The organism is Mesorhizobium sp. B2-3-11, assembly GCF_006442215.1.
GTDB classification, from domain to species: domain Bacteria; phylum Pseudomonadota; class Alphaproteobacteria; order Rhizobiales; family Rhizobiaceae; genus Mesorhizobium; species Mesorhizobium salmacidum.
This window is the reverse complement of record NZ_VFVS01000008.1, coordinates 87,454-101,255: the sequence shown is the minus strand read 5'-3', so window position 1 is coordinate 101,255 and position 13,802 is coordinate 87,454. Positions and strand designations below refer to the sequence as shown.

Annotated in this window: 13 protein-coding genes and 2 pseudogenes; 5 read left to right on the top strand and 10 right to left on the bottom strand. The window is 60.7% G+C overall.

Features of this window, described 5'->3' with window-relative positions; translation table 11 throughout:
• Window positions 1-208: 208 nt before the first annotated feature.
• Together FJ960_RS13365 and FJ960_RS13360 are read left to right on the top strand one after the other, a co-directional pair.
• Complete coding sequence (locus FJ960_RS13365) at window positions 209-499, top strand: DUF982 domain-containing protein (RefSeq protein ID WP_140714492.1); 291 nt, start codon at window positions 209-211, stop codon at window positions 497-499.
• Between the two features lie 226 nt (window positions 500-725).
• Entirely contained in the window at window positions 726-1,472 is a 747-nt protein-coding gene (locus FJ960_RS13360; RefSeq protein ID WP_246672778.1) for a site-specific integrase, read from the top strand.
• 484 nt (window positions 1,473-1,956) lie between these two features.
• Here FJ960_RS13360 and FJ960_RS13355 read toward each other — a convergent pair whose 3' ends face one another.
• The 7 genes from FJ960_RS13355 to FJ960_RS29490 form a co-directional block, all read right to left on the bottom strand.
• The gene (locus FJ960_RS13355; protein ID WP_140714488.1) at window positions 1,957-3,282 is read right to left on the bottom strand and encodes an FAD-binding oxidoreductase; all 1,326 of its coding nucleotides are present in this window, start codon (window positions 3,280-3,282) and stop codon (window positions 1,957-1,959) included.
• Between the two features lie 61 nt (window positions 3,283-3,343).
• On the bottom strand, window positions 3,344-4,024 hold the full coding sequence (locus FJ960_RS13350) for an amino acid ABC transporter permease (RefSeq protein WP_140714486.1): 681 nt from the start codon (window positions 4,022-4,024) through the stop codon (window positions 3,344-3,346).
• Complete coding sequence (locus tag FJ960_RS13345; RefSeq protein ID WP_140714484.1) at window positions 4,021-4,698, bottom strand: amino acid ABC transporter permease; 678 nt, start codon at window positions 4,696-4,698, stop codon at window positions 4,021-4,023. The genes FJ960_RS13350 and FJ960_RS13345 overlap by 4 nt, the downstream gene beginning before the upstream one ends.
• Complete coding sequence (locus tag FJ960_RS13340; RefSeq protein ID WP_140714663.1) at window positions 4,695-5,465, bottom strand: amino acid ABC transporter ATP-binding protein; 771 nt, start codon at window positions 5,463-5,465, stop codon at window positions 4,695-4,697. The genes FJ960_RS13345 and FJ960_RS13340 overlap by 4 nt, the downstream gene beginning before the upstream one ends.
• Before the next feature lie 186 nt (window positions 5,466-5,651).
• Entirely contained in the window at window positions 5,652-6,608 is a 957-nt protein-coding gene (locus FJ960_RS13335; RefSeq protein WP_140714661.1) for an ABC transporter substrate-binding protein, read from the bottom strand.
• 109 nt (window positions 6,609-6,717) lie between these two features.
• Window positions 6,718-7,380, bottom strand: a complete 663-nt coding sequence (locus tag FJ960_RS13330) for a cupin domain-containing protein (RefSeq protein ID WP_140714482.1) — start codon at window positions 7,378-7,380, stop codon at window positions 6,718-6,720.
• Window positions 7,381-7,686: 306 nt separating this feature from the next.
• Window positions 7,687-7,842 carry a hypothetical protein gene (locus FJ960_RS29490; protein WP_181165895.1) on the bottom strand — a complete coding sequence of 52 codons (156 nt, stop codon included), beginning with the start codon at window positions 7,840-7,842 and terminating at the stop codon, window positions 7,687-7,689.
• 182 nt (window positions 7,843-8,024) lie between these two features.
• On the opposite strand from FJ960_RS29490, the pseudogene FJ960_RS13325 reads away from it, so the two are divergent.
• A pseudogene (locus tag FJ960_RS13325) lies at window positions 8,025-8,144 on the top strand (short-chain dehydrogenase/reductase); the annotation flags it as partial.
• A 417-nt stretch (window positions 8,145-8,561) separates the two neighbouring features.
• Here the strand turns inward: FJ960_RS13325 and FJ960_RS13320 are convergent.
• The 3 genes and pseudogenes from FJ960_RS13320 to FJ960_RS13310 form a co-directional block, all read right to left on the bottom strand.
• Window positions 8,562-9,173: a hypothetical protein gene (locus FJ960_RS13320; RefSeq protein ID WP_140714480.1), complete on the bottom strand. Its 612-nt coding sequence runs from the start codon at window positions 9,171-9,173 to the stop codon at window positions 8,562-8,564.
• 543 nt (window positions 9,174-9,716) lie between these two features.
• A pseudogene (locus FJ960_RS13315) lies at window positions 9,717-10,725 on the bottom strand (IS110 family transposase).
• 106 nt (window positions 10,726-10,831) lie between these two features.
• Window positions 10,832-12,028 (bottom strand): LuxR C-terminal-related transcriptional regulator, encoded by a 1,197-nt coding sequence (locus tag FJ960_RS13310; RefSeq protein WP_181174233.1) that lies wholly within the window; start codon window positions 12,026-12,028, stop codon window positions 10,832-10,834.
• A gap of 172 nt (window positions 12,029-12,200) precedes the next feature.
• Between FJ960_RS13310 and FJ960_RS13305 the strand changes: the two genes are divergently transcribed.
• Window positions 12,201-12,650: a cupin domain-containing protein gene (locus FJ960_RS13305; RefSeq protein WP_140714476.1), complete on the top strand. Its 450-nt coding sequence runs from the start codon at window positions 12,201-12,203 to the stop codon at window positions 12,648-12,650.
• 444 nt (window positions 12,651-13,094) lie between these two features.
• A complete protein-coding gene (locus tag FJ960_RS13295) occupies window positions 13,095-13,697 on the top strand; it encodes a methyltransferase domain-containing protein (RefSeq protein WP_140714474.1) in 603 nt (200 codons plus the stop codon).
• Window positions 13,698-13,802: the final 105 nt, after the last annotated feature.

Here is a 13,802-nt window from a genome sequence, read left to right as displayed (position 1 = left end):
TCCTGCGCTTTTGGCCTCAACATTTCACTCTAAATAGTGTGCGCGAAGCGGCAGACGCGGTCTCCAAAAAGGCGTTGCTGGCGCAGGGAGACCTCCATTGGGCGCAGGTGGGAAGTGGTCAATACACCCGTTTGGTCTACTGTCGAGGTCATCGCAACCACTCTACAATTTGCGTGTTGTTTCGGCACGCAAATCAACGGAGTCACCGATGAGACCCGAACTGTTTTCAAAGCCCGTTCCAGTATTTGTCGGGATGGGCTTCCCGCGCGATATTGTGTCGGTAGTGGAGGCCTACGAAATGCTGAATGAGTGGCCGGGCAGCCGCAGCCCGACATTCACAGCCGCGCTCTGTGTCTGCCAATCTGCTTTGGTCGGTGACAAAGACGTCGAAACAGCGCGCATTGCCTTCGAAGCTTTTGCGCTTGCCCGCGGCATCCTCGCGCCCGACGCGCTCGAAGTGGCGGCGGCACGTGCTGCTGATGAGTGGCTGACAGCTTGAGCATGGCACTCATTCACCGGCCGCAGGTCGGGCCGCAGCGCATAGAGTTCGCGCCATGATATCCGGCGCCGCACGGTCTGCAGTTCGGCCACTGGCCAATCCTTGATAGCTGTAGTTGTACGGCTCCAGGGCAAAGAGGGGTGATACGACATTCGCGCAAGGCACGACCGTGGCGAACCGCCTAACGGAAGGCATCTTTGCGACAAACCGCACGGTTGCCAAACACATGCTGGTCGCCATCAAGAAACTGCTATGGGTCGCGATTGAGGTCGAGAAGTGGATCAAGCCGCAAAACGATCCCGCATTGTCCATCCGCGTGCGGGTGCCTAGATCCACCAAGAATCCCGCTTGGCCGATTGCGGTTCGCGAGAAGTTCGAGGCACGGCATCCAGTCGGCACGGCCGCGCGCACCTGCTATGCCCTAGGCTTTTGGCTCGGAAACCGTCGCGGCGACGTCGCCGCCTTGGAGTGGGAGGATCTCGTAGCCGAGGAGATTGAACTGTTCGACGGTTCGCTCGAGTTGATCGAAGCCTTTGGCTTTCGTCAGAAGAAGAATCGCAATCGCCACGGCGGAAGAGAGATGTTCATTCCAATCGTTGACAAACTGGCGGCGGCCTTGGAACCGCTCGATCGCTCGGCGGGTGGCACCGTCCTGAAAAATGCTTACGGACGGGCCTTCTCGGAGAAGAGCCTGAGCGGGATGATGCAGCACTGGACGCGCCAGGCGGAAATTCCCCACGGGTACACGCTTCACGGTTTGCGCCGTACATTCGGCACATACCTCGCGGAATGCAACGTTCAGGCGCACGCCATCATGGAGGCAATGGGGCATTCCTCTATGACCGTAACGGACGACTACGTGCTTGAGGCAAACAAGAAGCGGATCGCGGTCGACATCGCTCGTGCGATCAACGAGCGCGAGGCCAAACGCGACGCCATGAAGCGCCGAGCGGCCGTGCGAGTCGTCAAGTGATCAGATCGAGCTGGAACAAAAGGTGGCCGCCACAGCATACCCGGGCCATAACGGGCCCAAAACATTTTGGGCCGAGGCCAGTTTTCATCAACGAAATCAATGGTTATGGTGGGCCCGGAGGGTGCGCTCTGGCCATTGATTTCATTGGTCTTTTCGTGGACCAATTCAGCAACTCTTCCCGTATCGTTCCGTATGGTCCCGCAGCCGCGCGCGGTTCATCGGCAGGCTTCGCCGCTCCAATACACCATATCTTGGTTCATCTTCGATCGGTTCGACGCAATGCGCCTTGCCGAAATCGCTGTGATTCAGGATTGCGCGATGTTGCACCTTTCTCACTTCCCGCTTTTAGGCCATGAGCAAAGACTCGCAGGCATGAATAATATGCGCGTAAAGGAGGGCTGACGCTTTCTCGGCGTCGCCTGAGCGGCAGACCTCAAGACTCTCGCGATACTCAAGATCAGCGCTTTCGTCCCTTCGCATGGCATCAGACCGCGCCAACCTCGGCCTTCGAGCCGTCCAACAGTCGCGAGAGACGAAACGGTCTGGGATCGACAATCGGGACATCGTTGGCAACGAGATTGGCGGCGAGTTTGCCGGCCGCGGGACCGATTCCGAAGCCATGGCCGCTGAAACCCGCGGCCAGGAAGAAGCCCTTCAGAGCCTCGACCGGTGAGATGACCGGAACGGCATCGGGTGTGCAATCGACGAAACCGCCCCAGCTCTCGGCGACGTCCACGCCGGCCAGCACAGGATAAAGGCCCCTGGCTCGTGTGAGGATCTTGGCGACGGTACGGGGGTTCGGCACCGGATCTAGAACGCGTGCGCGCTCGAACGGCGTCTCCGCGTCGAGGCGCCAGTTTCCGATCGCCTCCGGTCCCGAAAAGAACGAGCGGCCGATGCCGATCTCGATCGATTTCAGGCGCTGCTTGAACATCGGCAGAAAAGACCGCGCGTGGCGCAGCCCTTGCGGCGTGATCTCAAGCGTCGCCTTTCCGCTGATCGCCATCGTGTAGCTTCCGTCGAGCCGACGGGTGAGCGCGCAGTCCGGTGTATAGACCGCCTCGGGCAACTTCGGTGCCGGCTTGGTCCGCAGGATGGTTTGCCGCACGCTGGCCTGCGGGAAGGAGATCCCATGCCGGCGGCAGAAGGCGGAAGCCCACGCCCCGCCGGCACAGAGCACTGCATCGGCCTTGATCAACCCGCGTTCCGTCACCACGCCGGTGACCCGGCCTTTGCTGATGTCGAGTCCCCGAGCAGCGCAATTCTGGATGATCTTCGCGCCGGCGCCACGCGCCGCCTCGGCGAGGATCGGAGCGGCAAGCGACGGCTCCGCCTTTCCGTCGTCGATCGAATGAACGCCGCCCAGCCAGCTGCGGCCGGTTCCGGCCGTCGCAGCGGTCGCTTCAGCGCCGGACAGCATTCGTGTATTCACCTCGAACTGGCGCGCGGCCGTCGTGCGCCAGTGGTCCCATTCTGCCAACTGACGAGGATCGTTCGTCACATAGACGAGGCCGCATCGCCGGAAGCCGAGATCGCGGCCTGTCTCTTGCCTCAGTTCGTCCCATAACTGCATGGATATGCCCGCCAGCGGCAGTTCGCGCTCGTCGCGGTTCTGTTGGCGGCACCAACCCCAGTTGCGGGACGATTGCTCTGCGCCAACATGCCCCTTCTCAATCAGGGCGACGGAGATGCCGCGCTTGGCGAGAAAATAGGCTGCGGCCGAACCGACAATGCCGCCGCCAATCACGACGGCATCCACCGCGACCGGAAGAACGTCATCGCTGGGAATGCGCAGGACTGTAGGCGACATTATGGGTGAAACCTTTCTCGCCGCCGGAGCGTTCGGCCCGTCCAAACAGGGATATCGACCGTCATCGGCGCCTTCCGGATAGGCGACCCTTCCCCGCCATGCGCTCTAGGTGGCGAACCGCCATCGAAAGGGGATAGGTCATGATGAGATACATTGCGCCGACGATGAGGTAGAGCTGCATTGGCATATAGTATTCGCTGGTGAGATCATGCGCCCGCAACATCAACTCGGGTGCTGAGATGAGAGAAGCGACAGACGTGTCTTTCATCAGCGATATGGCGGAATTGCCCATCGGCGGCAGAATGATCCGCAGGGACTGCGGCAAGATGATGTAGCGCATCGTCTCCGCGCGGGTCATTCCGATCGCCTGCGCGGCTTCATGCTGTCCGCGATGAATGGCCTCGATACCCGCGCGATAGGTCTCCGCCATGTAGGCCGCATAGTGTAGGCCTAGGGCTATCACGGCGGCTTCAAACGCGGGAAGGACAATGCCGACCAGTGCAAGGCTGAAATACACCAGGAAGAGCTGCGTGAGGGTCGGCGTGCCACGGATGAACTCGATATAGACCAGGGCAGGCAGCGAGATGACGCGGCGCTGCGACAGCCTCGCCAAGGCAAGGAGCAGGCCAGCGACGGCGCCGATAATGTAGGCCACCGAGGTCATCTTGAGCGTGTAGCCTGCTGCCGCCAGGAGCTGGGGCGTCCAGTCGGCAGCAATAGCCTGAAGCTCGGCGAGACTCATTGCGCGCTTCCCTGGCGCATCCTGCGCTCAAGCATTCGGGTAACGAAGGACAGCGGCAAACTCATGCACAGATAGATCGTCGCTACCAACAGGTACACCTCCGTCGCGAAGAAGGTTTCGGACACTAGCTTGCCGGCGTTGAACATCATCTCCGGCGCCGCTACCGCAGACGCAAGTGACGTGTCCTTGAGCAGACCTATGGCAAAATTGGCGAGCGGCGGCAGAACCACGCGGATGGCTTGCGGCAGGATTATGTAGCGGAACGCCGTCATTCGCGTCATGCCGATTGAGAGAGCGGCCTCGCTCTGGCCAGCGTGAACCGACTCGATGCCGGCGCGGAATACTTCCGAAAGATAGGCGCCGCCATTGATGCTGAAACCGACGATTGCAGCGGAGATCGGGTCAAGCCTAATGCCGACCCTCGCCAATCCGAAGAAGATGATGAACAGCAATGTCAGCAATGGCAGGCCGCGGAATATCTCGACGTAGAGATGGGCAACGGCACGCAGCAGCTTTATCTGCGAGGTCGAGAACGCACCGAACAAAACACCCAGGGCGATCGATCCGACAAACCCGCCGACCGTGACAATGACGGTCATTACCGCCCCGGTCAGCAAAGCACTGAGGAAATGAGGAAGATGCGCGATGGCCGCGGCCCAGTCCGTCTCCGTCATTGGTAAGCCTGTCGGCCAAGGACGGCACGCAGGAAAGTCTGCGTTCGCTGCTGAGCCGGCGAGCGGAACAACTGCTCGGGCTTGCCTTGCTCAACCACCACTCCATGATCCATGAAGATCACGCGGTCCGAAATCTCTTCCGCGAACTTCATCTCGTGGGTGACGATGATCATCGTCATGCCCTCCCCGGCGAGTTGCCGCATGACGGCAAGGACCTCGCCGATTAACTCGGGATCAAGCGCCGACGTCGCTTCATCGAACAGCATGACTTTCGGGCGCATCGCCAATGCGCGCGCAATCGCGACGCGCTGCTGCTGGCCGCCCGACAGCATCTCGGGATAGGCGTCTCGCTTGGCCGTCAGTCCGACCTTATCCAACAGCGTCATCGCCCCGGCTTCGGCCTCGGTCGCCGGCATCTTGAGCACCTTGCGCGGCCCGATCGTAATGTTCTGCAGCGCGGTCAGGTGTGGGAACAGGTTGAAACGTTGAAAGACCATGCCCGTGCCAACCCGAAGGCGTGCAAGCTCGCGGTCGTCCATTGCGACGTGGCGGCCACCCACAAGCTTTTCACCGATGAGGTTGCCGTCGATGTAAACGTGGCCTCCGCTTGGCTTCTCGATCCAGTTGATGCAGCGGAGCAGGGTCGTCTTGCCGGAGCCGCTTGGGCCGATAATGGAGATCTTCTCGCCGCGCATGACGTCGAGAGTGATATCCTTCAGAACCTCAAGGGCGCCATAGCACTTGCGGAGTCCTTCGATCCTGACGATAGCCTGATCCCAAGCAGTCCCTCCCGTTGCGCCTTCGATTGCCGCGGTTACCTGAACTGCGTCATGCATGGGCGTAATTTCCTCTCGTCCGGCATGTCATCGACCGCAGCGAAGGCATTGACGGACAGCCCCGATGCGCAACGGCCAGCGGACCCATCGGCCCACCAGCCGCGAGCGCGCGCAAATTCATCCGAACAGCGACGAGAAATCCTTCGGCGTGTGCGCGGCCGCTCCGAGAATCTTGCCGCTTTCATCCCGGTCGACGCCAATACGCGGATTTGCCTGCGGCGCCACAAGGTAATCGGGACTCGTCATGCCGTTCTTCGTCAGGATCGTGCCGTTGGTCTTGGAAGACCACAGCCACTTCACGCCGGCATTGAATGCATCGAAGAGATCAGGGTTGTCGAGACTCATGCCCATCACAGCAATACCCTTGTCCGTTAGGAGCGGATAGCCTTCCGTCGAGCGGAGCGGCACTTGCTTCAGCTTCAGGTCGCCATTCTTTAGCACCATGTAGTCGACTTCCGGACCGTCGAGGAAGGCAAAGTCGAGGCGCCCAGCCTGCACGTCGCGGATCGCCGCGTCGTCCGTATCGTAGAGCTTCACTTCTTTGGTGTCGGGGATCTTCTTGAGATCGGGGACGAAATTGTACCCGACACTGGTGCCCAGGCTGTAGCCCTTGAAGTCCGCGATACCGATCGAGTCCTTGAAGGGCATATCCGCGCGCATCGTGGCGAGGTTGCCGGCGTAGTAGATGGCATCTGTCAACAGCATGGCGTCCGCCCGCTTCGGCGTCCATGACATGTTGCCGACCATGATGTCGGCACGGCCGGACTTGATCGCCTCGATCGTCGCGGACCACTGCATGATCGCCGGCTTTACGGCGAGGCCAAGCTTGTTGGCGATTGCGGCGATCATCTCGGCGTCGCTGCCCATCAACTTGCCGCCTTCATAGCCGGTCATCGGCATCGCGCCGCTCATGGCGATGGTGATGAAGCCGTCTTCAGCCGTCTTGAACTTGGGCGCCGCCGCCAAAGCACTTCGGCTGAGCAGCGGCGCGGCCATCAAGCCGGCGCCGATGACAGTTGTGTGTCGGAGAAAATCACGGCGAGAAACTTGAGTACCGGTCCCATTCGCGGGCATTTTAGCCTCCTTTGTTCACCATAATGCTGACAGGTTCATTTGGTTGCATAGAGTGAACGTCGATGCAACGCCTCCGTATCACTGCATTGATGGGGTCCGCAGCAAAGCCTTAGAGATGCGCATCCAGGATGCTCATGATCCACATCAGCTGCGCGGGCTCTTCATAAGGATTGTCGATCTTGTGGGAAATATCGGCGGGAAACTGAAAACTGTCGCCCTCCTCCAGATCGCCTGAGCGGTCGCCAACCTGTAGGCGTGCGCGCCCGGACAGCATGTAACCACCTTTCTGCCCCGGACTTTGCAGCACATCCTCGCTTTCGCTGCCTGGGGGCAGCGTCACAATCATGAAGCGCAGATTCTGGTCGTTCCGTGGCGAAAGCAGCTCTTTGACAAGCTTCGTCTTGCCGACAACCAACGTTTGGCGCTGAGATTTGCGGCATATGAAGTCAGGAATCTCCCGTTCGGCGCCACTTACGGTCACAGCCCTGCCCGGTGGTTCGAGAAACTCCCACAGATTCATCCCGAGGGCTGCCCGCAGCAGCTGTAGCGTACGGATCGAAGGGTTTGATCGTCCACGCTCGATCTGACTGATGATGCCGGATGACAGCCCGGCGCGCTGAGCGAGCTCGGCAATCGTCAGATCGCGCGCCGTCCTGAGGCTGCGCACCCGTTCGCCAAGAGAGACGGCGCTGGTAGAAACAGCTTCGGCAATGGATTCAGATCGGGGCGTCATGGCCGCGATCTGCTCCGCATCCGTCTTCGTGGCCTTCATTGTACCGAACCTTCTTATGCAATCCCGAGTTCGCCGGACGCAGGTGCGCCGCTCCCCAGGCTATCCGACGGCGCAGGCCAGGATAGTGACGTCATTCACTTTAGTGAATATCGTAAGCAGCCCGGAACGGCAAGCGACGCCGATTCTCGATAACGGAGTGCAAGGTGCATACTCGCCATGATAAGCTGATCTCGTCCCCGAGCTGACGCGGCACGACCTGCACAGCCATCCGGAATTGGGCCGGTGTGCGAATTCCGAACCACACAGCGCGTCGCAGAAGCACTGCAGGCCGCCGGCCTCGAGCGATCACCGGGATCGGCGATACCGGGCGTCTTCATCGATGCTGTCGCGCAGCGGGCTCGGCTCACCGGTCACACAGTACACCTCGCATTTTTGCTTGAGATGGCTGCCCATCGCACACTCGTCGGTCAGCATCGACTTGCTGTTGACGAGCGTGGTCACGCCGCGAAGATTTTGCCACTTGCCCTGCGTCTGCGTTCGGCAGAACCGGCGTTGCCTCTGTTCGGTTCCGAAATGTCCGCTTCCCGATGAAACAGAAGGTTAGGTTAACGTCCGATATTAGGCGCAAAGCGGCATTCCGTAGACGGCAAATGCGATTGCACTAGTGGCCGGACCCGCTCACTCTTCAGGGCATTTCGAAAGTCATGCGCGCGGAGATGGCGCCGTTCGGCGTCTACGTGACTGCGCCCTGCCCCGGTTCCTTCCGGACGGACTGGGCCGGATGCTCAATGGTCAGGACCGATGACCTGGCTGACAAGGTTGCAACCGCCATTGCATTAGTGGATGGCATCCAATCCCTCTCGTACGCTATGCACGGCAAGGTCACGACCCACTATGCAGAGGAATCAGCTCGAGCGGCGGTGTCGTACTTGCGCTCATTCCTACCTGACGTGGTCCCAGCGCAAGGAACGGACGAGGCAACATAGAGATTTGCGGCCATCTGATGGCGGATTGGATTGTCCAGTCGCCTCGTGACTGAATGCCAGCATCCCAAGGAATTGCGATCCGATAGATATTCTTGGAAGACCGGTATGGGGCCGTTTCCAGTTCGTCGGGTTTTGGACAAGCTTGGCGACAAGTTGACACTCTCCAACGGATCTCAACAGATCTTGGAACAGCTGCGGTCGGCTTTGCCGGCCGGGCGAGCGCATTGTTGCGCACTAACGCTTGCGCAAGAAAACCGGTACGACGTGGTGAAAAGCGATTCCCTCATCGCGGTGTTCACCCCCGGTAATCGCTGCAAACCATGCTGCCGCAGCGCCAAGCGCGGAGCCTGCAGCAGCCGCGAAGCTAAAAATGGCAGTTATGTGCGCTGAAAGGCGCACCGTGCTTTCGTTGAGTTGCGCGTCGGGGCGATTGACCACGGCGGCCGCGCCGTGGCCACCAATCATCGCCAAGAAAAACGCTGCTCCAAGTGTCGCTAGGGCCCAGACTGCGATGCCGTGTATGCCATCGCGGAATTCGCTTTCACTTTGATTGCTATCTTCCCAGCGCGTTCGCATTCGTCCAGCTACATAACCGCCGGCTGCGGAACTTGCTATAGCAACGATAACTACCCACAGCCCGGCCACGAGCACATTCCAGGAGGCGCCACCGTTGGGAAGAGTCGGAGAACCCAGCGCCAAACCAGCGCTCGATCCGAATTGCAGGAGAACCACCGAAATGGCGCAAGCGATGACACCCCCGCCAAATATGCCTCCCCACTCAAGATAGGACGATGTAGCCGCTTTTGGGGTCACTGCAGCGCTTTCCGTTGAGGCTATTTTGGCCATGATCTTACCGAAGTCCAAAAAGTGATAGGATGAACAAAACGACCACGACGAGGCCAATAAGATAGATTATTCCGTTCACGGCATCCTCTCCTGATTGCGGACCGAAATACAACGTGTCCGTGATGTTTTGGTTGCAAAAGAGCCCGGCCCGGAAATCTGGACATTGACGATAAGTGGAAATTCCGCCTCAGATCGGCATTCCCAATGATGTACGCGTTCAAGCAGCGGCAAAGCTGATTCAATGCATCCCTTGCCCTGCTTCGACCGGAATGGGGCCGTGTATGGACGGCTCTCCGTTGGCAAGGGATTCTTTAAGCTTTGCCTTTGCTGGTTGGTGCGGCCATGTATCCGACCTGTAGGTGCGGCCTATCATGTGCCGCTGGCCATAATGCCATTCGCGCGTCTCAGGTCCCGATCGTAAGCTCGCACTCGAGGTGCACGGCCCCAGTGGGTTTTCCTGATCCGGCGGTATCAACCGGCTTTGTGCATTAGCTCCTGTCCGCCCTTTCCAACCTCGTCAGCGATCGCTCGCCTTATCTTGTTCTATGCGATGACCGGCTCCCTGTAGCGCTCGCCGTTCGTCATCAGTGCCCAGACCATCCGGGCGGTCTTGTTGGCCAACGCAACCGCCGCAACCTTGGCTGTTCGCCGCGCCATCAACTGCACGAGCCATGGCCTCCTGGTACCGTTGCGCTCGGCATAGCGCATGACCGCCATCGCACCCACCACGAGCAACTGCCGCAAGTAGCGATTGCCGGCCTTGGAGATACTGCCGAGCCTCTCCTTTCCCCCGCTCGAGTTCTGCTTCGGCACGAGTCCGATCCAGCCGATAGACAGCGCCCCGACTTGAACGGATGCGCATCCGCGACCGTAGCCACGAATGCACTTGCCAGCAGCGGGCCGACGCCTGGGATTTCCATCAACCTGCGACCAAGCTCGGTCCCACGCGCATTCGCCCGAACCCTACGATCGTTTTCTTCACGACCCTGAGCTGCGCCTCGAGCATGCGAAGGCATAGCCGCGCGTCAGCTGGTATCCTGGCCTCGTTCTCGTCGTTGACGACCACGAGCAGTTGCTCAATCCCATTCCGCCCGATCGGCGCTACGATCCCGAACTCGGATAGGTGTGCCCGCAACGCGTTCGATATCTGCGTGCGCTGGCGGTTGAGCATCAACCGGACCCGGTGCAGCATCATCACACTTTGTTGCTCGGGTGATTTCACAGGCACGAAGCGCATGGTCGGCCGAGTGACCGCCTCGCAGATCGCCTCTGCATCTGCGGCATCATTCTTCTGTCGCTTCAGATAAGGCTTCACATACTGTGCCGGCAGCAGCCGGACATCATGGCCACGTGCAGTCAGTTCTCTCGCCCAATAATGCGACGAGCTGCAGGCTTCGATACCGACCAGGCAACGTGGCAGGCTCTCGAAGAATGCCAGCACGCGCCCACGCGTCAGCTTCCTGCGAACGACAACCTCACTCGCCGCATCCACCCCGTGGACTTGAAACACTGACTTCGCAATATCCAGACCAATCGTCGTAACGTTGCTCATCATAGATCTCCTCCAGTTCTGGCCCCACGATCATACCGCAGGGCGGGAGGAGAGCCGTCCACCGCATCACAAGCGGACCGGCAGGTCTGCAGAGGGATAGTGAGGATCAGCCCCCCGGATCCGCGGGCGTGCTATGTCGTCGAGTTGCAGAAGGCTCTTGCGACCAGCTTGGGCGAGCCTTGCTGCGCTCCAGCGATTGTCGCTCGTAAAACCCACTGGCCGCGATGAGGCGCACCAGTTCCGCCTGTCGCCGTGTCTCCGTCTTTTCGAAGACGTGCTGCAGGTGGGTGCGCGCCGTGGTCAGGCTGATGCCAACTTCGTCTGCGACCGCCTGCAGCCCTTCGCCACGGGTGATCGCGGTGGCCACGGCCGCCTCGGCCGGGGTCAGCCTGTAGAGATCGCGCAACTGGGCCTGCATGGTCCGCGGTGCTTTGTCCGGATCGGCCACGAACACGATCGCGGCTGGGCGGCCGGGCATGAACCATGTCGACTCGATTTTGAGCGGCGCCACCAGCACGCTCAGCGGCCGACGCGGCGCCGGGCGCGTAAGCGCCATGACACCGCCCGCGTTCTCCGACCGCTCTGCGGCCGCGGCAATCAACCGGCGAAATTGCGCGGCATCCGCTTGCTTATTTGCGCGCAGCGCCGATTTCTCGATCCTGATTCCGTCGGCTTCGGTGAGCAGCACTTCGGCCGCCCGGTTGGCGAACAGGATTTCGCTATTCGCCGCCACGATCAGCACGCCCTGGGCGACGCGGTCGAGCGCCTCGACATTGGCACTCCTGGCGATCTCCGAACGCGAGAGGCGCAATCCCACGCTCGCCGCTCGAACCAGATGCGGCCCGACGCGGCGCAGCCGGTCGAGATGTTCGGGCTCGAACTCGCCGGCTGTCCTGGAGCGCCCGCAGGTGAAAACGACGCGCATGTCCGGTTCGTTGGCCAGCACGACCCCGATCGGGTGGCACATGTCGCCGGGCCGGCAGAAGTCGTTATAGAACTCGGAGCGCTGGTAGACTTCGCGCGGCAGGAGGTCCCACACCGGAATCAGCGCGCCGGCGCGCAGCCTGGCGATGCGCGGCAGGAACACATTGGTCTTGTAGTAATACTGCGCGTAGGTGAGGTCCGCCTCCGGCGGCATGCGCACCGAATTCGCTTCGCTGCGCAACGTCCTTGCGTTCTGGAACGTCAGCTTGGTGGCGGCGCCTTCGAGGAAATCCGACAGCGTCTCGAGAACCTGCGGCCAGCGGCCGGGTTCGACCGCCGCATCGTAGATCTGTCCGACCATGCCGTCGAAGTCGTGCATGCGTGCCGGTTTCACCGCTCCCTCACCTGAAGGGATCTGCAGTCTGCCGGAAGCCGGCTTTGCTGACAACCATTCTCCCCGCATCTCATATGTTCATACGAGGCGACCGCCCGAGGTCAGCGTGTAGCTATCGTGACGCCATCAAGCTTCACTCCAACCACATGTGGCGAAGATGCAAACGCGGGCAGCACCTGGTACTCAGACCGATTGGAACGGTACGCACTACGAAACGCTCCTGACGGCGCGCGAGACCGGCGGCAAGCTCGGGGCATTTGCATCCAATGCTGGTCCGGGCGACGGACCGCCACGCCACCGCCATTTCGAGGCCGACGAAATCTTCGTCATTCTCCATGGACGGCTGCGCTTCTGGCGCGCCGGGGAAACTTCCGAACGCAGCGCCGGAGAAATATTCCACATTCCCGCTGGCGTTGAGCACGCGTTCGTCGTCGTCGAGCCTGCGCAATGGATCGCCCTCCTGTCCCCGGGAGGTCTCGAAGGCTTTTTCCCGGCGGTTGCCGGGCAGGGACTGGAGATTCCGCGAGATCTGGCCGCAATCAAGGCGATCGCGGCCCAGTTCGACATGGAGATTACCGGGCCACCCTTCACGATCGCTGGGCCATAGCCGTACTGGGCGTGTCGCCGCATTTGGCTTCATCGGATCGAATGGTATGATGGTCGGACCGACCGAGTTCGGGAATGTCGATGGTCGGCTGAGATGATCCACGAAGCTGCCACCAAAAAGGGGGCGATGATCATGGAAGCAGCGCCGCGTTCACAGGTTGCTGACCACTACGCACGAGGCACCCTGATCGCAGACATCCGTGATGGTCTTGCCTGGGGAAAACCGAAAGCACGGTCACGGCCGAGGACCTTTCGCCGGTGGACGAGTTTCATATTGGCGGCCGCGCCGCCACGGGAGAGTTGGCAGGGCAACTTGCGCTTACCGCAGAGGATCGAGTGCTCGACATCGGCTGCGGCCTCAGCGGACCGGCCAGACAAATTGCTGCGCAATACGGCTGCCAGGTGACTGGCATAGATCTTACTCGCGACTACATTGACGCCGGCAATGTCCTTTCCAGTTGGCTCCATCTCGAGGAGCTCGTCTCGTTGCAGCAAGGCGATGCGTTTGAGGCTGCCCTTCCCAGATGGATCGTTCACCGCCGCTTACATGTTGCACGTTGGAATGAACATTGCCGACAAGGGCGCACTGTTTTCGGAGGTTGCGCGGGTGCTTCGCGCGGGTGCGCGTTTTGGTGTCTTCGACGTCATGCGCGCCGGGGCGGGCGAGCTGGCTTATCCGCTGCCATGGGCGAGTACGGCAGACACGAACGCGATCGCCGCGCCAGAGCAGTACCGTGACACGCTTTCCGCGGCGGGGTTCGAGATTTTGTCAGAGCGCCAGCGGCGCGATGTTGCGCTTGACCATTTCGCGCGGCAGCGCGCCCAGGCGACTACAGGGCGAGCAGTACTGGGCGTCCAGACACTCATGGGAGCGCGGGGCCCCGAGATCGTCAAAAACATGAGCGAAAGTATTTCAGGCCGGCCTGATCGCGCCGGTCGAGATTGTTGCCCGAAGGGGGTGATGGCTGAGCTCGATCGTTGGCTCTGGCTGCTTCGGGTCAGAACTCCAACGAACGAGCCCTGCCCGGGCACTGTCCACTTATGGTGAGTAGCAGAGTTGACCCCAACGGGCGGAAATTGGGCGCGAAGCAGACGTTCAAGACGTCAGTAGGAGGTCACTTCGGTCAACTTGCGCCATGCGCTTGACGAACTC